This window comes from Brucella tritici (assembly GCF_008932295.1).
In the GTDB taxonomy this organism is placed as follows: Bacteria; Pseudomonadota; Alphaproteobacteria; order Rhizobiales; family Rhizobiaceae; genus Brucella; species Brucella tritici.
In genome coordinates this window covers 84,449-107,328 of the sequence record NZ_WBWA01000017.1, presented here as the reverse complement: position 1 = coordinate 107,328, position 22,880 = coordinate 84,449, and the positions used below count along the sequence as shown (strand labels likewise).

Here is a 22,880-nt window from a genome sequence, read left to right as displayed (position 1 = left end):
TAATGCCAGCCTTTGGAAACAGATCCGAAACCGGCATCATCGCAGAACCGATGATCCCAAATGCATGCTCTATACCATGCATCTGCAAAACCTTAACAAACGCTTCTTCCGTCGTCATCTTCATGGCGCGTACCTTTCTTGGAAATCAGAGAACTTCATCTTTCAACGCATACCAGCGATACATCGCGCGCTGGCCTATGCGCCTGAATGGCGTCAGCATGCCGTAACTCGGCAGTTCGGAGGTGAAGATCGGTAGGTCCAGTCCCTGTCCACGACCGGTCATCAATTGGGCGACCCGGCGTCCAGCCTGCGCGGAATACATCACGCCATTGCCGCCGTAGCCCATGGCATAGTAGATTTCCTGCGTCGGGTCGGGACGATAGATGCGGGGCATCATGTCATGACTGACATCGACCCATCCCCACCAGGAATAATCGATCTTGATGCCTTTCAGGGCCGGGAACTTCCGGTAAAGGCCAGAAAGTAGCAGATCGTAGTGTTTAGGGTTCGGTGCATCGGCTCCCGTAATGGCGCTGCGGCTGCCGATCTGCATCCGCCCGTCAGGCAGAAAACGATAATAGTGGCGAAGCGTGCGCGTGTCGGTCAACGGAATGCCAGTCTTCGGGCCGCAAGCTTCAATTTCGTCCGGCGTCAGTGGTCTGGTCACAACAGAGTTCGACAGCACCGGCATCAGCCGGTAACGGGTAAGAGGATGAAGGCCGGGAGAGGTATATCCCGCCGTCGCAAAACATACTTGTCGCGCCTTGACGGTACCGTTCGGCGTGTTGAGATGGAAAACATTACCGTTCTTGCGGCAACTGAGAACCGGGCTTGCGGTATGCACCTTTGCACCCAGCTTGCGGGCAAGCCGAAGATAGCCGAAGGCGAGCTTTGCAGCGTGAATGCCAATGCCGTCCGGTTCGTACATTGCGCCGCGGGCTTCCTGATCCAGGATGAAGTCGCGGTGAATCTCGTCGCGGCCAACCATGCGCGTCCGATAGCCGAACACGTCGTTCAGCAGGTGCGATTCTTTCTCCAGCGAGGGAATGACCTTGTCGCGATGGGCGATGTACAGATGACCGCCATCTTGCGGATCGCAATCGATTTCCGGTTCGGCAATGAGTGCACGAAAGAGATCGAAGCCCTCGGCAATTTCCTTATGCAACTTCCGGGCTACGTCTACACCCCAGCGCTCGATCCATTGCGAACGCTTGAGCCGACCGGCTGAAATCTGCGCCTGACCGCCATTACGGGTGCTGCAACCCCAGGCAACGCCATTTGCTTCCAGTACCACGGCCTTGACACCATGATCCCGGGCGAGATGGATCGCTGCCGAAAGACCAGTATAGCCCGAGCCGACGATAACGACATCGGCATCGACGTCTCCGCGAATAGGGCCATCGTCTTCCGGCGCTGGCCCGGCAGTGCCGATCCAGTAGGTCGGGGCATAGTCGCGCCCCTGTCCGGGCGTCTTCGAAACCACCGGATCATAGGCTGGATCGAAAGGCTGGGTGGCAGAGAAACTGTTGAGAGTTTGGGTATCCATATGTCGGTCCTCCAAATCACCGACGGACATTGTTGGGGCTTACGCCTTCAGCAAAGGCCGGTTCTTGCGGAATGCCTGCTTGCGGACGATCTTGCCGTCGCGCTGTGTGAAAAGATCGCAACCTTCAGCCTCGACGCGTGCACCGTTGGCATCCGTTCCGCGAAAGGTCCATTCGGACACGGCACGGTCGCCGCTCACGAAGTGTCTGTGTCCATCCCACTTCACATCGGGCATGGCAGCCCATACGCCGGAGAAAGCCTTGGCGATGGCATCCTTGCCTTCGAGACGAGTGCCGTAAACTTCCTCGCCGCCGATGGTGTAGAACACGCAATCATCAGCGAAAAAGGCCATAATCGCGTCGATGTCATGCCGGTTGAAGGCGTCGAAGAGGTCGGAAAAATGCTTCTCTGTGAGTTGTCCGGCGGACATTCGAATGCTCCTTGATACGTCTGAAATCTGCCCTGATTTCGGGCAAAGCTTCCCCGTGGCGCGGCAGAATTGCCGCGCGATTGATGTTGCAAATGAGATTTCGGTCGGGTCGGTTAAAGCGGTTGCAGCACCATCAGACTTTACCCTTCCATGGGATGAGGACCTTTTCCATGTAACGGATCAAAAGGTCGAAGGCGAAAGCGAACACACCGATGACGATGATGCCCATGATGACGGTGTCGCTGGCCAGAAACTGCGCTGCATTGAGCACCATGAAGCCAAGGCCGCGATGCGCCGCCACCATTTCCGCGGCAACCAGCGTCGTCCACCCCACGCCGATTCCGATGCGCATGCCGGTGAAGATTTCCGGCATGGCCGCTTTCATGATGACTTGCGTTATTACCTGCGTCCGCGATGCGCCCATCGCATAGGCTGCATGGATTTGTTCGGTTGAGACCGAGCGGACGCCGGCCCTGGCTGCAATCGCCATTGGTGCAAAGATCGCGAGGAAGATGAGGAACACCTTCGGGAATTCGCCAATACCAAGCCAGATGATAATCAACGGCAGATAAGCAAGCGGCGGCAGTGGTCGGTAGAACTCGATAATCGGATCGAGAACGCCACGAACGAAGCTGCTCATGCCCATCATGATGCCGATGGGAATTGCAGTGATGCAGGCAATCGCGAAAGCGCCCAATACGCGCCCAAGGCTGGCAAGGGTATGTTCAGCAAGAGTGGAGTTTGCCACGCCGTCGGTCATGGCGACCATGAACTTGCCATAGACCGCGAAGGGAGAGGGGAGAAAAAGCGGTTTGACCCAGCCCATTCCCGTCACGAGAAACCAGAGCCCCAGCAAAATCAGTGCGGTCACCAGGCTGATGAAGCCACTATTGCCGTCGCCGGGGGCGCCATAGATTTTGCCGGGTTTGACTGGTCGTGCCCGAGTGAGGAACTCAAGCATGGACCAGTTCCGGGTTTCCTGATGCACGTTCATCGCCATAGATAATCCCCAGAATTGTCTCACGCATCTTGATGAAATCGGGACTGGACTTGACGGCGCGCGCGTCACCGCATTCCAGAAAGCGTCGGTTGAAATCCAGATCATAGGTATGGGTGATCCGTCCGGGACGCGGCGACATGACGATCAGCCGCGAACCAAGGAACAAGGCCTCTTCGACGCTGTGGGTGATGAAGAAGAACATTTTATTGGTCACTTGCCATACCCGCAGAAGCAATTCCTGGATCGTTTCGCGGGTGAGGGCATCAAGCGCTGCCATTGGTTCATCCATGAGCAGCATCGCCGGATCGCAGGTCAGTGCGCGGGCAATGCCAACACGCTGCTGCATGCCGCCGGAAAGCTGGTAGATTTTGTGATTGTGGAAATCCTGCAAGCCTACAAGGGCCAGATTCTTGGTGGCACGCGCACGGCGTTCGGCCTTCGGCACACCTTGAAGCTTGAGGCCAAACTCGGTGTTGTCAATCACATTGAGCCAGGGAAGCAGCGCATGTTTCTGGAACACGACACCTCTGTCGGCGCCGGGACCACGCACTTGCCTTCCGCCCAATGTAATTTCACCGGATGATGGGATCATGAACCCCGCCATGAGATTGAGAAGCGTGGTCTTGCCGCAGCCGGACGCACCAAGCGCCACCACAAAATCCCCGCTGTCGATGCGCAGATTGACACCCTTCAGCGCAATCACGGCTTCTTCCACATAAAGACCGGGATAGGTCAGACTGACATTCGATACGTTCAAGGTTTCCATGACGTTACCTTTCGGAAACGAAAGACGGTTCCGGCACAAGCCAGAAGGCAAAACACTACAGGAACCGTCTCGGTTCAGCGGCAAGCCCGAAGGCAGGCCGCTGGCGGAGGCGCTTGAATTACTTCACGTAATTACTTCGCGGCGGCTTCAGCAAAACTGCCATTTACATTGCCGCTATAGTCATCCAGAGCCTGATCGAGCTGCTTTTGATCGACGAGGAATTTCGCGCTCTGAGTGACAGATTTGAGCGCACCACTGTCTTTGCCACCACCGAGCCAAGTCGGGGAGGCCTGTTCTTCCACGGTGGGGAAGGACAACAGTGCGAGTGCACCAGGTATGTCAGCGGCATTGCCGCCGATCAGCTTGACCATGCCTTTGACTTGTTCGGAATCCGCTGTCCATTGGCTGCCATTGGCCTTGTAGTCAGCGTAGGCATCCTTCAACACAGTGGTGAAGGCGGTCATGAATTTCGGGTTTTCACTGGCGAAGCTCTTGTCCACCACAAGTCCGTCGAAGGTTGGAACGCTTTTTGCGCCGATTTCTTCAGAATTGGCAATTTCCTTGCCGGTCTTGAGGATTTCAGAAAGAGCAGGGGGCCAGACATAGGCCGCATCGATATCGCCACGCTGCCAGGCAGCAACGATCTGCGGCGGTGTCATGTTGAGAATCTCCGCGTCACGCGGATTGATCTTCCAGATATCGTCCATGCCGACGAGAAGATGGAAGTGCGAGGTCGAGACGAAAGGCACGCCGATCTTCTTGCCCTTGAGGTCCTCCGGCTTCTCGATACCCGAGCCTTCGCGCGCTACCAGTGCTTCCGATTTACCGATATTATCGAGGATCCAGAAGAGTTGAAGGTCGACGCCACGTGTAGCGGCGGCTGCGATGCCCGTTGAACCGATAACGCCAATCGGCACATTCCCGGACGCAAGTGCCGTCGAAATATCGCCACCCGATGCGAACTGGCGCCAGTCGATCTTGTATCCGGCTTCCTTTGCTGCCGCATCGAACTTTCCGTCAGCGATCGCGGTCAGAAATGGCCCGACGATCTGCTGATAGCCGACCACGACTGTGGTTTCGGCATAGGCCGCAGATGTTGAAAGCGCTGCTACGGCCGAAAATAACACCGCCCGTTTTATGCTATTGAAATAGTTCATGGAGTTCCCCTTCCATTTAAGAACCATGCCTGACCTAGTCACGACTGCTGGCGTTTTTCGCCAATCTACAGTTCCAGTTACAAACGATAGCCATCTCATCAAATTTGCCTTATATCCAGTTGGAATAGTCAATAAGTCCAGTTTGGCGATCAAGATGGCCGTGCCTGAAAATCGGAATGCGCACCCACCTTACCGTCGAAATTATTCCACGTGGAGAAACAGAAAGAAGAAACACTATTGCTAAGTGGAGCATGAAGCTGAAAAACTGACGCGAAGTTGGGCGTAATTACAGATATACTAATGGAGTAATGCCTTGGATGCCGTCTCCCCGACAATCTTCTTCATAGATGGCAGCCGAAACACCGGATTGCAGTCGCAAATCCGTGAAACGACTGTATCGGCCGTTCTGTCCGGTGGTGTTTTACCGGGTGCGCGCATGCCTTCGACGCGACGGCTGGCGGATTATCTGAAAGTCTCGCGCCTGACTGTAACGCTGGCTTATCAGGAGCTCGTTTCTCAGGGGTATCTGGAAGTGCGGTCACGCAGTGCCTATCATGTGGCCACGACGCCGCCTATCAGCCGTCCCGACAGGGATTTTTTGCAGACACCCGATACGGCTGTCGACTGGTCGTCCAAACTGCGTCCCGGCTTCAATATCGCCAAGACCATTCGCAAGCCGCTCGACTGGCGGAAGTATCGTTACCCCTTTCTCTATGGCCAGATGGACCAGACCTTATTCGATCTGGCCGCATGGCGCGATTGCGCCCGGCGTGCCCTGGCTCGGGAGGACTTCATCCTTATGGCCGGTGATTTTGCTGCTGCTGACGACGTGGAACTGGTCAACTATATCCGCTCACGCACGCTACCGAGCCGCGGAATACGGGCCGAACCGGACGAGATATTGGTCACGGTGGGAGCACAGAACGCGCTTTGGATCGTCAGCCATCTGCTTTTGTCGCGACGTTCGCATGTCGTGTGCGAGAATCCAGGGCATCCGGATATCAGCGCGACGCTTCATCTGACAGGAGCTCGTGTAACGGCCCTCGACGTTGACGAAGGCGGCTTGCCGCCGGAACGATTGCCCGATGGGATTGATGCGGTCTTTGTTACGCCAAGTCACCAGTCTCCGACAGCCGCCACCATGCCACGCGCGCGGCGTATTGCACTGCTGGAAGCAGCGGCGGAACGCGATTTTGTCATCGTTGAAGATGATTACGAATTCGAGATGAGCTTCCTGCAGCCGCCGACACCGGCGCTGAAATCGCTCGACCAATATGGCCGGGTTTTGTATGTGGGCAGCTTTTCAAAGTCACTGTTTCCGGGACTTCGGCTCGGCTATCTGGTCGCTCCAGCGCCAGTGATCCGCGAGGCGAGGGCGTTAAGGGCACTCATGCTGCGTCATCCGCCGGGCCATCAACAGCGAACCGCCGCCTATTTTCTGGCGCTTGGTCACTATGATGCGGTCATCCACCGTATGCGGATAGAATATCACAAACGCCATATAGTCATGATCGACGCGCTTAATCGTGAAGGATTGAAAATCGCCGGAAAATCGGCGTTCGGCGGCACGGCATTCTGGATCGAAGGGCCGGAAGGCATGGATGCCGATAAGCTCGCACGTGATTTGCGCGAGGACGGCGTGTTGATCGAGTCAGGGTCGCCGTTTTTCTGGAGCGACGACCGGCCATGTCGTTATTTCCGCATCGCTTATTCTTCCATTCCGATCAATCGGATTGCGGAAGGTATCGAGCTTCTGGCTAAAAGAATGCGGCAAATCTCGTCGTTCCCGAACGGCTGAGTTCAACCTGCATTCATGTGGATTGCGATAACGGATTTGTGAAGCTGCCGGAATTTGCCCCAATTCGATGGATATCGCTGGCGGCTCTACGGCGTTTTTGCCCGCGAATCTATGGGTGAGACGCATATCAATTCTGCCCTCCAGAAGGAGAAGGATTTATGTCTATTCGTTCGAAGCTTCTTGCCACGGTTGCCGTGCCGGTTCTCTCGGCCTCCATTCTTGCACAACCCGTACTGGCGGACACGCTGACAGCCCCAATCCTGCTGGCACAGGAAAATGGAGACCAGCAGCCGTCCGACGAACAGTTGCAGCAGCAACAGCGTGAGGCTGAAGGACAGCAAAAGGCAGCAGAAGAAGAAGCGCGCAGGGCAGAAGAACAGCAGCGCGCTGCCGAGGAAGAGAACCGTCGACAAGCCGAAGAGCAGCAAAAGGCCGCTCAGGAAGAAACTCAACGTCAGGCAGAAGAGCAAAAGCGTGCCGCGGAAGCAGAGGCGCAGCACCAAGCCGAAGAGCAGCAAAAAGCTGCCGAACGCGAAGCACAGAAGCAAGCCGAGGAACAACAGAAGGCCGCAGAGCGCGAAGCTCAGAAGCAGGCTGAAGAACAGGCCAAGCAGGCTGCCGAGCAGAAAAAGGCCGAGGAACAGGCGCAGCGCCAGATCGAACAACAGCAGAAGGCCGCTGAAGAGGCTGCTCGCAAGACCGCTGAGTCTCAAGAGCAGGCCGCACCCGCCGAGAAGCCGGTAAAGGAAGCTCCAGCGGCGGAACCGGAAGCGAAGCCTGAGCAGCCTGCAGCCGAAAAGCCTGCCAAACGTGCTGTAAAGCCAGCCAGGGAGGCTCCGGCTCAGGAAACGGAAAAGCCAGCCGAAGAATCGATTGTTGAGCATCCTGAAGAAGCTCAACCGCAAGAACCGAAAGCAACAGAAGCGCCGCAGAATGAGGCTCAGCCCGCACAGCCCGTTGAGCAGCCGCAATCAACAGAAGGCCAGCAACAGCCTGTATCGAATCCAGCGCCTGAGCCAGCACCGGAAATAGTCGATCAGCGATCGACTGAGGAAAAGCAGGAGATTGCGAAAGACCCTGCCAAGACAGACGACACCGTTGTCTTGCCGGTTGAAAATGGCGCCGCCATTCTCGACAGCGACAAGGATGCCGACAATTCTGGTGGGAGCCAGTCGCGTGAAGAGCGTCGCAAGCAGCGTGAACAGCAGCGTTCCGCCGAGGAAAATGCACCGCCACCGGCAAACGATGCGGCGGCACAGGTCGCTATTCCCGAAGAACTGAAGGCAGCGCTGCCGCAGAAGATCGAGGCCAATCTCAAGGAAGAGGGTACTCGCATAAAGGAAGCGCCAGCTTTTGCCGTGCCGGAAACCACCAACATCGTCAACAACACGGTGGTGAACAATACGGTTATCAACAATACAACGGTCAATAACGTGACCAACAATGTCTCGAACGTCAAAGTTATCGAGGAAGTGGATAATCGCGTCATTCTGGATGTGGGTGATCGCATCTTCGTGCGCGGCGATGATCGCCCCAGATTGCGCCGTGATGCGGAACAGACCTATTACGATGAACTGCCGCGCGGACGCACCCGTGAAACCATCGTCCGTCCGGGCGGAAACCAGATCGTCACGGTTTATGATCGTTACGGCGATATTCTGCAGCGCTCCCGTATCGATCGGGACGGCAACGAACATCTGATGATCTATGCGCCGGAATATGACAACAATTCGCGCGCTTCGATTATCGATGTTGGCTATGAACTGCCCCCGATGCGTCTGACTGTCCCGGTGCGGGATTACATCATCGATGTTGCAGACGATCCTGAACGCGATTTCTATGATTTCCTGGCGATGCCGCCGGTCGAACGTGTGGAGCGTGTTTATACGATTGACGAAGTTCGTCATTCTGCCCGTCTGCGCGACAAGGTGCGTCGTATCGATCTGGACACGATCCACTTTGCGACGGGAAGTGCCGAGGTTTCGATGTCGCAGGCCAAAACGTTGCGTAAGGTTGCAACCGCCATGCAGAAGGTTCTGGCGAAGGACCCAGGCGAAACATTCTTTATCGAGGGGCATACGGATGCTGTCGGTTCAGATCGCTCGAACCTGGTCTTGTCCGACAAACGTGCTGAATCCGTTGCGAGCCTATTGACGGAAGTATATGATATTCCGCCAGAAAACCTCGTCACTCAGGGCTACGGCGAACGCTTCCTCAAAATTCGCACGCAGGCGGCTGAGCAGGAAAATCGCCGCGTCACCATTCGTCGCGTGACCCCGCTTGTCCGCCCAGTAGCGCAGCGCTAAACAAAAACACCCGGATGCGGTTATCGCGTCCGGGTGTTCCCATTGAAATTATTTCGATCAGGCGATCTTGGGCTGGATCGCCGTTACCTGAGCAAGCATCTGCTCGCTCATCGGACGCGGCTTGACTGCTTCAATTTGCACCATGAGTTCGGCGATTTTCTCGGCATCCATAACGCCGCATTCATAAATCTGGATGATTTCGCGCGCCATTTCGTCTTTGTGGGGAGAGGTAATCGGGCAACGGGTCATAGCTTCGCACGACTTCAAATAAGCCGCTTGCAGCTCCTCCAACTCGGCGGGTTTGAAACGCCCGAAATAGTAATCTCTCGAAAATGGCATTCTGTGCATTCCGCAGATGGCTCACGGACAGGTCATTCCATCCAAAAGCCAATAAACTCGTGCGATCCGCTATACTATAATAAAGCCGATTGCAAAACTTTATACCCGAGAATTGTTTACTTTATGTAAAACACTCTTCGTACAGCAACTTTTGAGGAATTGCGTGGCTGTCTTTCGCTTGGATATTCGCGGCAACAGAATTAAGTCCAGGAGCATTTACAATATAAGTTGAATAATTGGGTATTCTTTACCAGTGGTTTCGACGCGTATCTCGGTTCGAAAACTGTTCCACATTTCCCGGGAAGAGTTCTAGTGGACTTTTCGAATTTGACGTTTGAAACGGGATTGATGTCGGGCGGGTATCAAACGTCAAATTCAATCCACTAGATGCGAGCGAGTTCCAGCTTGGCTACGATATCCGCGATGTTGTCTGGATTCTGTTCGCCCGTTTCATATGCTCTAATGATCGCTCGTGCGAGCATCTCTTTATCTTCGTGTGTTGTGGGACATCGATCCAGCAATGCACAGCAACGATTATAGGCAGCCTGAAGCGCCTGAAGATCGTTTGGCGCATAAGTACCCTGACACTTGTTACCGCGAAATGGCATGGATGCCTCCCCATTTGATTGATTGAACCCCTAATTCAGGGGGAAAGCAACTGATCGTTTTATGACAGCGATATCAGACCTATCACGATAGTGTTTTTGGCAATCCGGCGCTTCCCGATGCACATAGCGATAATCTCTGTTTTCCAAACTGTCGGGTTTGAAAGCGCGCTGTAAGTTTGTTGAAAGCTGGTTGAAAGCTTGCCTGCGGTAACCATTCCGAACCGATTGAGGAATCGGCGCATATCAGGAGGGGTCTGGCATTGTCGGACCGACAGGAGCTCTCGGAGGAGCATAAATGAAAATCTCTATTGATTCATGCCGCCATCTGTTTGGCGCGGCCGTTATTGGCGGTGCGATGGTAATTGGCGCAGGCGCGGCCCATGCCGAAAAGCTGACGGTAATCGTCGGCGGTATGGAAAAGCAGATTTACCTTCCGGCAGTGCTGACGGAAAAGCTCGGTTACTTCAAGGATGAAGGCCTTGACGTCGAGTTGATCAACAGCCGTGCAGGCGTGGACGCAGAAAACGAACTTTTGGCTGGTGCAGCTCAGGCCGTGGTCGGCTTTTACGATCACACGATCGACCTGCAGTCAAAGGGCAAGTTCATCCAGTCCATCGTCCAGTTCAGCCAGGCGCCGGGTGAAGTGGAACTCGTTTCCAGCAAATATGCCGACCAGATCAAGTCGCCTGCCGATTTCAAGAGCCACACGCTCGGCGTCACGGGTCTCGGCTCTTCTACGGACTTCCTGACCCAATACCTTGCCATGCGCAATGGTCTCAAGCAGGGTGACTACACGTTGCTGCCAGTCGGCGCAGGCAACACTTTTATCGCGGCCTTCAAGCAGGATGCCGTTCAGGCAGGCATGACCACGGAGCCGACTGTCGCAAATATGCTGAAGAGTGGCGATGCCAAGGTTCTGGTCGACATGCGCACGCCGGACAAGACCATCGAAGCGCTGGGCGGACCATACCCGGCTGCATCGTTCTACGTGCAAAGCGCATGGCTTGAGACGCACAAGGAAGACGCGCAGAAACTTGCCAACGCTCTGGTCAAGACCATGCGTTATATCGCTTCGCACAGCGCTGAAGAAATCGCAGACCAGATGCCCAAGGATTATTATGTCGGTGACAAGGACCTTTACGTAAAGGGTCTGGCTGAGGGCAAGGCACAGTACACGCCGGATGGCCGGATGCCGAAGGATGGTCCTGAAACTGTTCTCAAGGTTCTCGCAACCTTCAAGAAGCCGCTTCAGGAGAAGCAGGTAGACCTTTCGAAGACCTTCACGACCGAGTTCGTGGACAAGGCCAACGCAACGCTCGACGCTGCGAAGTAAACAGCCTTCGACTGACGTTCAAATATGAACGTCAGTCCCGCTGCCCTCCACAGATTCAACCGCATTGCAGGCGCGCGACAAAGCATTTTCGAGCCAAAAGTGTAAACCGGTTTTGCGTTCAGAGATGCTCGATAACAAAATTATCGCGTGCGAGCGGTGCCGCATACCCGCGAGGAACCCATGCTGATGGAAGCCCCCAGAACCATTGCGCGTGAGAAAGCTGGCAATAGCGTGCCTGCAATCGCGCTCAACAATGTGACCCGCCGTTTCGTCACCCCTGACGGCAAGATGATGACCGCATTGCGCGACTTCACCATGAATGTTGCGCAGGGCGAATTTGCCTGTGTTGTTGGTCCGACCGGCTGCGGCAAGTCAACGACGCTTAATCTTGTAACCGGTCTCGCCAAGCCAAGTGCCGGCGAAGTTCGCCTGATGGGCAAGCCTATCGAAGGCATCAGCCCCGATATCGGTTTCGTGTTTCAGGCGGATGCCCTTTTTCCGTGGCTCAATGTCATTGACAATGTGAGCGCGGGTCCGCGCTATCGCGGCATGGGAAAGGAAGAAGCCTATGAGAAAGCGCGTAGCTGGATTGCCCGCGTTGGTCTGGCCCGTTTTGAAAAGCATTATCCGCACCAGCTCTCGGGCGGTATGCGCAAGCGCGTAGCGCTGGCACAGACATTCATCAACGAACCGAAAATCCTGCTTATGGATGAGCCGTTCAGCGCGCTCGATGTACAGACGCGTACGCTGATGCAGGGTGAATTGCTCGATCTTTGGCAGCAATCCGGCGCGTCCGTCATCTTCGTCACGCACGATCTCGAAGAAGCGATTGCACTGGCCGACAAGGTTTATGTGCTCACCGCCGGTCCAGCCACGGTCAAGAGCGTCTACGACATCGACATTCCGCGCCCGCGCGTCATGGAAGACATCCGCTACGACAGCCAGTTTGTCGATATAGCCAAGGTTATCTGGGATGATTTGCGCGAGGAAGTGCAGATCGGCCAGAAGCGCGCACTGGCCAACGGAAACTAATCGGAGAAAATGATATGACAACACAAGCTCTCTCCGCTTCAGCAAGCTTGCAGGCCAATGCAAGTGCTGACGAACTTGCGCGCACCGAAGCGAAATTTCGCGCCGATATGCGCCGTCGGCGCGCGGTCGTTATCCTCGTACGCCTCGCCATTCTTGTCGCCGTTCTGGGCGGATGGGAACTCGGCGCACGAACCGGCCTGATTGACCCATTCTTCTTTGCAAGCCCCTCCGGCATTGCCGATCAGATATGGATATGGATCACGGAAGGCACTTCACAGGGACCGCTTTCGGAACAGATTATCGTAACACTTGAGGAAACAGCGCTCGGCTTTCTGATCGGTGCGGTTGGCGGCGTCATTTGCGGTATCCTGCTGGGGCGCAACAAGTTCCTCGCCGATGTGTTCTCGATCTACATCAAGATCGCCAATTCCATCCCGCGCGTCGTGCTGGGTTCGATCTTCATTATTGCGCTTGGTCTAGGCATGGCATCCAAGGTGGCTCTGGCCGTCGTCATGGTGTTCTTCGTCGTGTTCGCCAATGCGTTTCAGGGCGTGCGCGAAGCCGACCGCGCGCTGATTGCCAATGCGCAGATATTGGGTGCATCCCGTTCGCAGATCACGCGCACCGTCATCGTGCCGTCGGCCATGAGCTGGATTTTGGCAAGCCTTCACGTCAGCTTTGGCTTTGCACTCGTCGGCGCTGTCGTCGGTGAATTCCTTGGTGCAAAGAAGGGCGTCGGCCTGATGATTTCAACCGCTCAGGGCACGTTCAATGCCAATGGCGTTTTTGCTGCAATGGTCATTCTGGCGGTTCTGGCTCTCGTCGTGGAATACATCATCACATTGGTCGAAAACCACTTGGTGAAATGGCGTCCACAGGCGCTTTCCGAACAGGGAAGCTGATAGTCGGTAAAATGCATGAATGTCAGGCGGCGGGCAAGGTGACAGTCACCGTAAGCCCGCCGCCTTTCGTTTGGGAAAGCTCCACATGGCCACCCGCCGTGTCAGCGACTTCGCGCACGATGGCAAGGCCCAACCCGCTTCCATCCGCGACAGTGCCCGGAACACGATAGAAGCGTTCGAAAGCGTGTTCGTATTCGCTGGCCGGAATGCCAGGCCCGTTGTCCTCGACCCTGATATTGATTTTGCGCTCATCCTGATCGACCACAAGCGTTACTGTGCCGCCTTCAGGCGTATAGGTAAGGGCGTTGTCCACCAGATTGACGATCATTTCCCGCAGCATGGTGCCGTCGCCAGAAATCATCGGCTTGGTTGCTTTAAGTTCGAACCCGAGATCAATCTTACGGTCGAACGCCTTGCCCGCGAGGCTTTCCAGAATTTGCTGTCCCGCTTCCGCCAGATCAACCCGGTCGGCGCGGGGACGCCTGCTGCCCGGTTCGGCACGCGAAAGCATGAGCAATTGCCCGGCAAGCCGTGAGAGTTGCATGGCTGTATTCTTGATTCCTGCCAGAACATCCTTGCGGTCACTTTCACCGGTCGCCCGTTCAGCGAAACTGGCCTGTGTTGATAATGTCGCAAGCGGTGTACGCAACTGATGTGCCGCGTTCTGGATGAAACGGTGCTGCGCTGACATCTGCTTGCGCACGCGCTCCATATACTGGTTCAGCGCTGTGACGAGCGGTCGAAGTTCGGTCTGGACTGTCTGCGGATCAAATGGTTCCAGCTCGGATGTGCGATTGCGGACCTCGTTGCGGAGCCGGATCAGCGGGCGCAACACAAAGCGCAAGCCCAATAGCGAAAGGGCACCGGCGACAATGATAAGCAGTGATTGTTCCAGCACGGAGTTCAGCCATAGCTCCCGCTGCATGGCGGTATATCCTGCAAGCGTGACACCCACGACCACATCGACAGCTTGTGGCAGGTTGGACGGTGCGGCAACGGGATGACGCACGACAACCAGTCGCAAGGGATGGTCGCGATAGGTGCCTTCATAATGGAGCGGGTCGTAATCCGCGATTTTGGCCGGCTTTGGCAGGTCGGGAAAGCCTGCCAGCAGGCGTCCATCCGACGTCTCAACGCGATAATAGACCCGGTCGCCATTTCCTGTCGAAAACATCTCCAGCGCTACCGGTGGAATGACGGCATCAATGGCATTATGCGAGGCGGCAGTCGCCTCACCGATGGCACGCGCAGATGCCGTCAGCATTCTGTCAGACACGATCCCGGCCATGTTTTCCGAAGCGCGCCATGCCGTCCACAGATTGATCCCGGCCACGACAATCAGCGGGATCACGATCCAAGAAACGAGTTGCGCACGCAGGCTTTGGGAAAGGCGGTTGAACAGCCGTTTCATCTCAACTCGCTTCACGCAGCAGATAGCCCAAGCCGCGCAAGGTTATGATCTCGGCTCTGCTGCCCTCCAGCTTCTTGCGCAGACGATGGATGTAAATCTCGATGGCGTTCTCATCGGTCTCGCTGTCGAAATTGTAGATTCCTTGAACAAGCGTTGTCTTGCTGACGGTGGTTCCGATGCGCCGCAGAAGCTGTTCGAGAACTGCATGTTCTTTGGGCGCAAGTGACAGCGGATCGTCTCCAAGCGAAAACAGCCGAGTGTTGGTGTCGAAACGCAAAAAGCCGCAGGTTACAACTGGTGCTGTTCGCTGGCTGGACCGGCGAAGATGGGCGCGGATACGCGCTTCAAGTTCGCTGAGTTCGAAGGGCTTCGCCAGATAATCGTCAGCACCGGCATCCAATCCGCGGATACGTCCGTCAAGACTGGCATTGGCTGTCAGAATGATGACAGGCACCTCATTGCCTCTGCCGCGAACGTGTTCCAGCACGTCGAGCCCGGTCTTGTCCGGCAGGCCTAGATCAAGGATCACCAGATCGTATTCCGTGAAGGCGAGCGCCTGTTCCGCATCCGCCGCGTCGTGCACTGTATCGACGCTGTAGTTCGACTGCTGCAGGCTTTTTGCCAGCCAGTTTGCAAGAGTGAGATTGTCTTCTACGAGTAGAATGCGCATGTCTGACGTTGATAGTGGTTTCGGTTCCGCGTCAAGAAGCTTGGCCGTTGAATTAATGGATGGGGTGAATATCTTCAAAGGAAAGTTTCCGTGATTGTCGCCGCTCACCAAGCTTGTTGGCAATTTGTCGGGAGGAACCTCTCATATTGCAAAAACTCACAATAATTTTGACCAATATCATGGCTACTCCCCGCCATTTGTCTCGGGTACTGCTGAGTACAGGTGCGAGGAATATTGAGGCGTGTGGGAGGCTAACGGCTAACTTCAATCGGACGAATTGGACCGAAACAGCTTGTTGAGGGCAGAAAACTGCCTGAAAATGAGCAATTTCGCATCAACTCTCCGATCTGCCCTTGCGGGAGCGGGGCCCGAGTTCTATCAGCATCATCAAAAATTGCAGTCTGAGGAAGGTTCGGCAATTGCATTGCCAGAACGTCCAAATACCCGCCGCCATCTCGCATGGCGTCGGTGAAATGAGCGATGGAGCCAAGTTGAAAAACCATCACGATATCTGGGATATCGTCGACGCCAAGAGCGCCGCATATTTCGAACTGAGCGATACAGTTTGGGATAATCCTGAAACAAACTACGAAGAGTACAAATCGAGCGATGCCCATGCCGCGATGCTGGAAGCCGAAGGGTTTCGCGTCGAGCGTGGTATTGCGGGCCTGCCGACTGCGGTGATGGGCGAAGCTGGCGACGAAGGACCGGTCATCGCCATCCTTGGTGAGTTCGATGCATTGCCGGGCCTCAGCCAGATATCTGGACTGGTTGAAGAGCAGCCAGTCGAGGCCGGCGGCCATGGACATGGCTGCGGTCATAACCTGTTGGGCTCAGGGTCGTTGCTCGCTGCTGCGGCAGTGAAGGATTATCTTGCCGCACAGGGCATCAAGGGCCGCGTGCGCTATTATGGCTGCCCGGCGGAAGAAGGCGGTTCAGCCAAGGGGTTCATGGTCCGCGAAGGACTTTTTGACGATGTGGATATCGCGTTCTGCTGGCACCCGGCTCCTTTCGCGGGCGTAAACGATCCGGTTTCGCTTGCCTGCAACGAAATCAATTTTCACTTCAGCGGTCGTGCGGCCCACGCTTCGTCGGCCCCGCATCTGGGGCGAAGTGCGCTGGACGCCGTTGAACTGATGAATGTCGGCGTGAATTATATGCGCGAGCATATGCCGTCCACTGCGCGCATTCATTACGCTGTGACCGATACGGGTGGTTTTGCTCCGAATGTCGTCCAGGCCAAGGCAACGGTGCGTTATCTCGTTCGCGCCCGCAGTTTGCCGGAAATGCAGACCCTTCTGGAACGCGTCAAGAAGATTGCCGACGGCGCAGCACTGATGACTGAAACAACGGTCCGCAGCGAAATCGTCAGCGGCGATGCTGATCTGATCGGCAACACGCCGCTGGAACAGATGATGCAGCTTCAGCTTGAGCGGCTCGGACCTCCGGACTTCGATGAGCAGGACCGCGAAACCGCAAGCCGTTTCCAGAAGACCCTGTCCAGGGAAGACATTTCAGATGCTTTCCGCCGCTTCGGCGTGGAGCCCAAGGATGGCCTCGCGCTTTGCGAAGATATCTATACGCCCTATAAGGGCGATAATACCCTCGTCGGCTCTACCGATGTCGGCAGCGTGAGCTGGGTCGTGCCCACCGTGCAGATGCGCGGCGCGACCTGCGCAATTGGCACGCCGCTTCATTCGTGGCAGATGGTGGCGCAGGGCAAGCTGCCAGCGGCGCATAAGGGCATGGCCCATGCCGCAAAGATCATGGGCGGCACCGCCATCGAATTGTTCCGTAATCCGGAGCAGATCAAGAAAGCCAAGCAGGATCACGAAAAACGGCTCGACGGAACCGTTTTCATCAATCCTATACCAGACAGCGTTCAACCCGCTCTGCCCGAAACCGCAAAATGATGCGGGCGGTCAGACAGATTCTGAAAATAGAAATGACATTCAATCCCCCAATTCCAACAGGGCCTGACGCATCATGAAGCAGATGGGCTTTCTCGATATTTTGAGCTTCGGGCCGGACGGCTGGGGCTATGTGCTGATGATGGGTGCACTGGTGAGCGTAGCGCTCGCCGTTCTGGGCTTCCTTCTTGGCGCTGCCATTGGCGTTTTTGCCGCCTGGGCGAAGATTTCCGGCGGGCGCACGCTTCGTGCTGTTGCCGATGGCTACACCACAATCATTCGCGGTATCCCGGATCTGCTCGTCATCTATCTGTTTTATTTCGGCGGCAGTGCGGCAGTCACAGCGTTGGGCAAATATTTTGGTGCGGAGGGCTTCATCGGCTTTCCGGGCTTTCTGGCAGGTGTGCTGGCAATTGCCATTTCCTGTGGGGCGCACCACACGGAAGTATTCCGTGGTGCATTCCGGGCCGTGTCCAAAGGCGAACTCGAAGCTGCTACTGCTTGCGGCATGGGCCAGATGCTGAAATTCCGCCGTATCATAGCGCCGCTGGCGCTGCGACACGCATTGCCGGGCCTTGGCAATGTCTGGCAGGTTTCGCTCAAGGAATCCGCTCTGGTGTCGGTTGCCGGTGTGGTCGAGCTTCTGCGTCAGGCGCAGATCGGTGCAGGCTCGACGGGTCTGCCCTTCAACTTCTTCCTCATTGCCGGTGCGCTTTACCTGCTGATTTCGTCGGTTTCCGGCGGGCTTCTGCAGATGGCCGAGCGCCACTTCTCCCGCGGCGTCCGGAGGGCAAAATGAATTTTGAATTTTATTCCGATGCATTCTTCCAGATGCTGGGTGGTGTGCCACTTACGCTGAAGCTTGCGGCAACTTCCATCGTGTTCGGCGCCATACTGGCCCTGCTTTTCGCCTTGATGCGACTGTCGGGCGTCAAGGTGCTGGACTGGATCGCACGCCTTTATGTCTTCGTGTTCCGTGGAACACCGCTTCTGGTGCAGATATTCATCATCTACTATGGCCTCAGCCAGTTTCCGGCTATTCGCTACTCGTTCCTGTGGCCGATTTTGCGTGAACCTTACTGGTGTGCGATCATTGCGCTAACCTTGAACAACGCCGCCTATGCGAGCGAAATCATCCGTGGTGGTCTGCTGTCGGTGCCGCATGGTCAGATCGAAGCTGCTAAAGCCTGTGGCATGTCGTCCTTCACCTGCTTCCGCCGCATCGTCATGCCACTTGCGATCCGCCAAGCGCTGCCGGGTTACGGCAATGAGATGATTTCGATGATCAAGGCAACCTCGCTTGCATCGATCATCACGCTTATGGAAGTGACTGGTATCGCAGCAAAGCTGATCGCCGAGAGCTACCGGGCCATAGAAATCTTCGTGATTGCCGGTGCGATCTACCTTGCCATCAACTTCGTTCTGACACGTGCGCTGATGTTCGCAGAATATAGGCTGACCCCTTATCTGCGCCAGCCGGTCGTCAAAAGCGGTTCCAATTAGAATGATGTCGATGGAACCGTTCTATCTTTTTGTTTTTACGCATTCTCCTACGCAAAACCGCTTCGCACTTTTGCTGGAAATGCTCCAGCTTTCCTCCGAAGGATAAACATCGTGAGCAAAATCGTTTCCCCCAATGCACCGGTGGCGCTGAAAGTCGAAAACCTGCGCAAGAGCTTCGGTGCCAATGAAGTGCTGAAAGGCATTTCACTCGAAGCACGTGAAGGTGAAGTCATTTCGATCCTGGGTTCGTCGGGTTCCGGCAAGTCGACCTTCCTGCGCTGTATCAATCTTCTGGAAACGCCGACGTCAGGCACTGTGACGGTTTCGGGTGAAACCATCCGCATGGCCAAGAATTCGAAGGGTGAATCTTACCCGACGGACAAGAAGCAGGTTTCGCGCATTCGTTCGGAACTCGGTATGGTGTTCCAGAGCTTCAATCTATGGTCGCACAAGACCATTCTGGAAAACATCATCGAAGCGCCGATCTATGTGCAGGGACGTCCGCGCGCGGAATGCGTGGCGGAAGCAGAAGCCCTGCTGGCGAAGGTTGGCATTGCCGACAAGCGCGATTTCTATCCGGCTCATCTCTCGGGCGGACAGCAGCAGCGCGCTGCGATTGCCCGCGGACTGGCTATGAAGCCGAAGGTCATGCTCTTTGATGAGCCGACTTCGGCACTCGATCCGGAACTGGTCGGTGAAGTGTTGCGCGTCATGCGCGGTCTGGCTGAAGAAGGCCGTACCATGCTGGTGGTGACCCACGAAATGGGCTTCGCGCGCGACGTCTCCAACCGCGTGGTGTTCTTCCATCAAGGTCTGGTGGAAGAGGACGGCGCTCCGGAAGACGTGTTCAGCAACTCGAAGTCGGAACGTTTCCGCAAGTTCATCAGCCACGAGAATGCTGCCTAATTTTCGAAATTCTGTGTTCCGGCGGAAGCCGGACAGAAACAACCGCAATAGGATAACTGCAATGAAGACCACCGGACTTTTCAAAGCCGTGTTCATTTCCGCTCTTGCTCTGACGAGCATCTCGGCCCATGCCGAGGAAAAGAAGTGGACGAAGATCACCATCGCCACTGAAGGTGCATTCCGCCCGTACAACTTCACCAAGCCCGATGGCTCGCTGGATGGCTATGAAGTCGAACTCTACAAGGACCTCTGCGCCCGCATGAAGGTCGAGTGCACGATGGTTGCACAACCTTTCGACAGCATTATTCCGGCGCTCAATGCCGGCAAGTTCGATGCTATCATGGCTGGCCTTACCGCTACGCCGAAGCGCGAAGAAACCATCAGCTTCTCGATCTCCTATGGCCTGACACCACAGACTTTCGCGACGCTGAAGGACAGCCCTTACGCGAAGCTGCCGCACACCGGCGAAACCCTTTATCTCGCCAAGGATGAAGCGGCTTCACAGAAGGCAATCGACGACGTATCAGCTGAAATCAAGGGCCGTACCGTCGGCGTCCAGACCGCTTCGCTCGGCCTGACTCTGCTCGACAAGTATTTCAAGGATGGCATCGACATTCGCGAATACAAGACCACGGAACAGCACGACCTCGACTTGAAGTCTGGCCGCGTCGACCTGATCGTAGCTTCGCTTGCTTACCTCACGGACGCTGCCAAGAAGCCGGGCAATGAAGACATCGTCATGACCGGTCCTTTCTTCAAGGGCGGCATTCTGGGCCGTGGCGTCGCCGTTGGCCTGCGCAAGGACGATGCCGAACTGAAGAAGATGTTCGATGATGCCATTGAAGCCGCAAAGGCTGACGGCACGATCAAGCGTCTGTCGGAAAAGTGGTTCGGCTTCGACGTTACGCCGTAATTTTCGAGTTACATCATATGCAAGACGCCGCCTTCGGGCGGCGTTTTCATTTACTAGTGCATTTCCTTTGTCGCTTGAAACATTGGAAATGCTCTATCTGTTTGTTTTTACGCATGTCTCCCCGAAATCGGTTTCCACTTTCGGGAAGACATGCTCAAGCTGCAAACCTTCACATAAAACCGGCGAGCGCCTATAAGATCGCCAGAAGTTTGCTGAGAGCTGAAAACTGACTGTGAGGGTATGATGGTGAAGATCGGTTTCGTGACTGTTTCCGACCGCGCAAGTCGCGGGGAATACGAAGATCTGAGTGGCCCAGCGATGGAAGCATGGCTGAAAGGCGCTGTCGTTACGCCTTACGAAACCATTCGCCGCGTTATTCCCGATGGCATGGAATCGGTGCGCGATACGCTTATCGATCTTTGCGACAACGAGGCCTGTGATCTGATCCTGACAACCGGTGGCACAGGGCCGAGCCCACGCGATGAAACACCGGAAGCCATGCAGGCCGTGCTGCATAAGGAACTGCCCGGTTTCGGCGAATTGATGCGCCGTGTCAGCCTTGAACAGACCCCAACCGCCATTCTTTCCCGCCAGACGGCAGGCAGTCGCGGCAAGAGTTTCATCCTCAATCTTCCCGGCAAGCCAGCTTCAATTGCCATGACCTTGCAGGCGATTTTTCCGGCAGTGCCTTATTGTCTCGACCTCATCGGGGCCGGGCGTATCGATACCGATCCGGCAGTCGTGAAAGCCCATCGACCGGGTTGAATTTTCGCTGATATTGCATTTGCGGCCGAATGAGCGCGCGTCAGAGATCAACTGTCGTGACGAAATTGCGCAACCCAGCTTTGCGCTTTTGCATAATTTCCTTGCTTGCTTTTCCCTGAGTCCGGACTGAATAATAGGGAAAAGAAGGGGAATTAAGTGAAGCCATTCGACGAGATGCTCAATCATGGCGGGAATGTCCGCCAGCCTTACGAATTTCTCAAGCAGTGGCTCGACCAGCAGGACCCGCACAAACTTCTGCAGAAAAGCGATGACGCGGAAAGCGTTTTCCGCAAGACGGGTATCACCTTTGCTGTCTATGGCGATCAGGAGGCGGGCGAGCGCCTCATCCCTTTTGATATCATCCCACGTATCATTTCCGGGCAGGAATGGCGACGTCTGTCGCAGGGTATTGAACAGCGCGTCATGGCGCTCAATGCCTTCCTCGATGACATTTATCACCGGCAGGAGATTGTCCGGGCAGGGCGCATTCCCAAAGACCTGATTTCCAAGAATGAAGCCTTCTTGCCAGAAATGATCGGTTTTCGCCCGCCGGGCAATGTCTACACCCATATTATCGGCGTCGATATCGTGCGCACGGCCGAGAACCAGTTCTATGTGCTGGAGGACAATGCCCGCACGCCATCCGGTGTTTCCTATATGCTGGAAAACCGCGAAACGATGATGCAGCTCTTTCCCGAGCTGTTCCAGAACGTCAAGGTTCGCCCGGTTGAGAATTATCCGCAATTGCTGCGCCAGTCGCTGGCAAGCGTTGCGCCTCCCGGTACGCAGGATGTGCCGACTGTAGCGGTACTAACGCCCGGCATTTACAATTCCGCCTATTTCGAACACGCATTCCTTGCCGACCAGATGGGCGTCGAACTGGTCGAGGGAAGCGATCTGCGCGTCGTTGACGGACGTGTGGCGATGCGGACCACACAAGGTTATCGGGCCATCGACGTGCTCTACCGGCGCGTGGACGATGCGTTTCTTGACCCGCTGACATTCAGGCCGGATTCGACGCTTGGCGTTGCCGGCATCATGGATGTCTACCGGGCAGGGAATATCACGATCGCCAATGCGCCCGGAACCGGCATCGCCGACGACAAGGCGATCTATTCCTATATGCCGGAAATCGTGGAGTTCTATACAGGCCGCAAGGCCATTCTCGAAAACGTGCCGACCTGGCGTTGTTCCGAACCGGATAGCCTTGCTTATGTGCTCGACAATCTCGCAGAGCTTGTCGTCAAGGAGGTACACGGCTCCGGTGGCTATGGAATGCTGGTCGGACCGGCCTCGACGAAGGCCGAACGCGATGCATTTGCGGAAAAACTGAAGGCAAGGCCGCGCAATTACATCGCGCAGCCCACACTTGCACTTTCGACGACGCCCATCTTCACCGAGAGCGGGCTTGCGCCGCGCCATGTCGATCTCCGCCCATTCGTGCTGGTTTCAGATCGCATCCGCATAACACCCGGCGGGCTCACCCGTGTGGCATTGAAGGAGGGATCGCTTGTCGTGAATTCCAGCCAGGGTGGTGGAACCAAGGACACGTGGGTACTCGACGACTGAAACAATTGGATTGACGT

Annotated in this window: 22 protein-coding genes; 12 read left to right on the top strand and 10 right to left on the bottom strand. The window is 55.7% G+C overall.

Annotated features, from left to right (window positions below):
* The 6 genes from F9K91_RS26585 to tauA all read right to left on the bottom strand — a co-directional run.
* The coding region (locus F9K91_RS26585; protein WP_143132852.1) for a thiamine pyrophosphate-binding protein at positions 1-124 on the bottom strand (124 nt) is incomplete at its 3' end.
* A 21-nt stretch (positions 125-145) separates the two neighbouring features.
* The gene (locus F9K91_RS17055; protein ID WP_151653741.1) at positions 146-1,546 is read right to left on the bottom strand and encodes an NAD(P)/FAD-dependent oxidoreductase; all 1,401 of its coding nucleotides are present in this window, start codon (positions 1,544-1,546) and stop codon (positions 146-148) included.
* A gap of 39 nt (positions 1,547-1,585) precedes the next feature.
* Positions 1,586-1,975 (bottom strand): nuclear transport factor 2 family protein, encoded by a 390-nt coding sequence (locus tag F9K91_RS17050; protein WP_012092921.1) that lies wholly within the window; start codon positions 1,973-1,975, stop codon positions 1,586-1,588.
* A 133-nt stretch (positions 1,976-2,108) separates the two neighbouring features.
* Positions 2,109-2,936: an ABC transporter permease subunit gene (locus F9K91_RS17045; protein ID WP_151558832.1), complete on the bottom strand. Its 828-nt coding sequence runs from the start codon at positions 2,934-2,936 to the stop codon at positions 2,109-2,111.
* Positions 2,929-3,741 carry a taurine ABC transporter ATP-binding protein gene (locus F9K91_RS17040; RefSeq protein ID WP_025091973.1) on the bottom strand — a complete coding sequence of 271 codons (813 nt, stop codon included), beginning with the start codon at positions 3,739-3,741 and terminating at the stop codon, positions 2,929-2,931. Before F9K91_RS17040 ends, F9K91_RS17045 begins: the two co-directional genes overlap by 8 nt.
* Positions 3,742-3,872: 131 nt before the next feature.
* Positions 3,873-4,898, bottom strand: coding sequence for a taurine ABC transporter substrate-binding protein (gene tauA, locus F9K91_RS17035; RefSeq protein ID WP_151558829.1), 1,026 nt, complete (start codon positions 4,896-4,898; stop codon positions 3,873-3,875).
* Between the two features lie 313 nt (positions 4,899-5,211).
* Here tauA and pdxR point away from each other — a divergent pair, with 313 nt between their 5' ends.
* Together pdxR and F9K91_RS17025 are read left to right on the top strand one after the other, a co-directional pair.
* Positions 5,212-6,696, top strand: coding sequence for a MocR-like pyridoxine biosynthesis transcription factor PdxR (gene pdxR, locus F9K91_RS17030; RefSeq protein ID WP_151558827.1), 1,485 nt, complete (start codon positions 5,212-5,214; stop codon positions 6,694-6,696).
* A 158-nt stretch (positions 6,697-6,854) separates the two neighbouring features.
* The gene (locus F9K91_RS17025) at positions 6,855-9,002 is read left to right on the top strand and encodes an OmpA family protein (protein WP_151678281.1); all 2,148 of its coding nucleotides are present in this window, start codon (positions 6,855-6,857) and stop codon (positions 9,000-9,002) included.
* A 57-nt stretch (positions 9,003-9,059) separates the two neighbouring features.
* On the opposite strand, the gene F9K91_RS17020 is transcribed toward F9K91_RS17025, so the two are convergent.
* Positions 9,060-9,341: a hypothetical protein gene (locus F9K91_RS17020; RefSeq protein ID WP_061345259.1), complete on the bottom strand. Its 282-nt coding sequence runs from the start codon at positions 9,339-9,341 to the stop codon at positions 9,060-9,062.
* Between the two features lie 383 nt (positions 9,342-9,724).
* Positions 9,725-9,949, bottom strand: coding sequence for a hypothetical protein (locus F9K91_RS17015; protein WP_151557735.1), 225 nt, complete (start codon positions 9,947-9,949; stop codon positions 9,725-9,727).
* Between the two features lie 307 nt (positions 9,950-10,256).
* Here F9K91_RS17015 and F9K91_RS17010 point away from each other — a divergent pair, with 307 nt between their 5' ends.
* From F9K91_RS17010 to F9K91_RS17000, 3 genes are all read left to right on the top strand, one after another.
* Positions 10,257-11,282: an ABC transporter substrate-binding protein gene (locus F9K91_RS17010; protein WP_412842177.1), complete on the top strand. Its 1,026-nt coding sequence runs from the start codon at positions 10,257-10,259 to the stop codon at positions 11,280-11,282.
* Between the two features lie 180 nt (positions 11,283-11,462).
* A complete protein-coding gene (locus tag F9K91_RS17005; RefSeq protein ID WP_081104430.1) occupies positions 11,463-12,314 on the top strand; it encodes an ABC transporter ATP-binding protein in 852 nt (283 codons plus the stop codon).
* A 14-nt stretch (positions 12,315-12,328) separates the two neighbouring features.
* A complete protein-coding gene (locus F9K91_RS17000; protein WP_061345262.1) occupies positions 12,329-13,216 on the top strand; it encodes an ABC transporter permease in 888 nt (295 codons plus the stop codon).
* 22 nt (positions 13,217-13,238) lie between these two features.
* Here F9K91_RS17000 and F9K91_RS16995 read toward each other — a convergent pair whose 3' ends face one another.
* Entirely contained in the window at positions 13,239-14,627 is a 1,389-nt protein-coding gene (locus F9K91_RS16995; RefSeq protein WP_151557741.1) for a sensor histidine kinase, read from the bottom strand.
* A gap of 1 nt (position 14,628) precedes the next feature.
* The gene (locus F9K91_RS16990) at positions 14,629-15,297 is read right to left on the bottom strand and encodes a response regulator (protein WP_151678285.1); all 669 of its coding nucleotides are present in this window, start codon (positions 15,295-15,297) and stop codon (positions 14,629-14,631) included.
* A gap of 473 nt (positions 15,298-15,770) precedes the next feature.
* On the opposite strand from F9K91_RS16990, the gene F9K91_RS16985 reads away from it, so the two are divergent.
* The 7 genes from F9K91_RS16985 (at position 15,771) to F9K91_RS16955 (ending at position 22,863) form a co-directional block, all read left to right on the top strand.
* A complete protein-coding gene (locus tag F9K91_RS16985; RefSeq protein WP_151678279.1) occupies positions 15,771-17,210 on the top strand; it encodes a M20 family metallopeptidase in 1,440 nt (479 codons plus the stop codon).
* 73 nt (positions 17,211-17,283) lie between these two features.
* Entirely contained in the window at positions 17,284-18,006 is a 723-nt protein-coding gene (locus F9K91_RS16980; protein WP_061345267.1) for an ABC transporter permease, read from the top strand.
* Entirely contained in the window at positions 18,003-18,710 is a 708-nt protein-coding gene (locus F9K91_RS16975) for an ABC transporter permease (protein ID WP_061345268.1), read from the top strand. The genes F9K91_RS16980 and F9K91_RS16975 overlap by 4 nt, the downstream gene beginning before the upstream one ends.
* A 111-nt stretch (positions 18,711-18,821) precedes the next feature.
* Positions 18,822-19,616: an ABC transporter ATP-binding protein gene (locus F9K91_RS16970; protein ID WP_151557749.1), complete on the top strand. Its 795-nt coding sequence runs from the start codon at positions 18,822-18,824 to the stop codon at positions 19,614-19,616.
* A 61-nt stretch (positions 19,617-19,677) separates the two neighbouring features.
* Entirely contained in the window at positions 19,678-20,529 is an 852-nt protein-coding gene (locus F9K91_RS16965; protein WP_061345270.1) for a transporter substrate-binding domain-containing protein, read from the top strand.
* Positions 20,530-20,775: 246 nt separating this feature from the next.
* Positions 20,776-21,294 (top strand): molybdopterin adenylyltransferase, encoded by a 519-nt coding sequence (mog, locus tag F9K91_RS16960; protein WP_151557799.1) that lies wholly within the window; start codon positions 20,776-20,778, stop codon positions 21,292-21,294.
* Positions 21,295-21,450: 156 nt separating this feature from the next.
* Positions 21,451-22,863 carry a circularly permuted type 2 ATP-grasp protein gene (locus F9K91_RS16955; protein WP_151557753.1) on the top strand — a complete coding sequence of 471 codons (1,413 nt, stop codon included), beginning with the start codon at positions 21,451-21,453 and terminating at the stop codon, positions 22,861-22,863.
* Positions 22,864-22,880 lie beyond the last annotated feature (17 nt).

Excerpts from the sequence above, each read along its gene's own strand:
- F9K91_RS17055 (WP_151653741.1), bottom strand. The coding sequence starts at position 1,546 with ATGGATACCCAAACTCTCAACAGTTTCTCTGCCACCCAGCCTTTCGAT.
- F9K91_RS17050 (WP_012092921.1), bottom strand. The coding sequence starts at position 1,975 with ATGTCCGCCGGACAACTCACAGAGAAGCATTTTTCCGACCTCTTCGAC.
- F9K91_RS17045 (WP_151558832.1), bottom strand. The coding sequence starts at position 2,936 with ATGCTTGAGTTCCTCACTCGGGCACGACCAGTCAAACCCGGCAAAATC.
- F9K91_RS17040 (WP_025091973.1), bottom strand. The coding sequence starts at position 3,741 with ATGGAAACCTTGAACGTATCGAATGTCAGTCTGACCTATCCCGGTCTT.
- tauA (WP_151558829.1), bottom strand. The coding sequence starts at position 4,898 with ATGAACTATTTCAATAGCATAAAACGGGCGGTGTTATTTTCGGCCGTA.
- F9K91_RS17025 (WP_151678281.1), top strand. The coding sequence starts at position 6,855 with ATGTCTATTCGTTCGAAGCTTCTTGCCACGGTTGCCGTGCCGGTTCTC.
- F9K91_RS17020 (WP_061345259.1), bottom strand. The coding sequence starts at position 9,341 with ATGCCATTTTCGAGAGATTACTATTTCGGGCGTTTCAAACCCGCCGAG.
- F9K91_RS17015 (WP_151557735.1), bottom strand. The coding sequence starts at position 9,949 with ATGCCATTTCGCGGTAACAAGTGTCAGGGTACTTATGCGCCAAACGAT.
- F9K91_RS17005 (WP_081104430.1), top strand. The coding sequence starts at position 11,463 with ATGCTGATGGAAGCCCCCAGAACCATTGCGCGTGAGAAAGCTGGCAAT.
- F9K91_RS17000 (WP_061345262.1), top strand. The coding sequence starts at position 12,329 with ATGACAACACAAGCTCTCTCCGCTTCAGCAAGCTTGCAGGCCAATGCA.
- F9K91_RS16995 (WP_151557741.1), bottom strand. The coding sequence starts at position 14,627 with ATGAAACGGCTGTTCAACCGCCTTTCCCAAAGCCTGCGTGCGCAACTC.
- F9K91_RS16990 (WP_151678285.1), bottom strand. The coding sequence starts at position 15,297 with ATGCGCATTCTACTCGTAGAAGACAATCTCACTCTTGCAAACTGGCTG.
- F9K91_RS16985 (WP_151678279.1), top strand. The coding sequence starts at position 15,771 with ATGAGCGATGGAGCCAAGTTGAAAAACCATCACGATATCTGGGATATC.
- F9K91_RS16980 (WP_061345267.1), top strand. The coding sequence starts at position 17,284 with ATGAAGCAGATGGGCTTTCTCGATATTTTGAGCTTCGGGCCGGACGGC.
- F9K91_RS16975 (WP_061345268.1), top strand. The coding sequence starts at position 18,003 with ATGAATTTTGAATTTTATTCCGATGCATTCTTCCAGATGCTGGGTGGT.
- F9K91_RS16965 (WP_061345270.1), top strand. The coding sequence starts at position 19,678 with ATGAAGACCACCGGACTTTTCAAAGCCGTGTTCATTTCCGCTCTTGCT.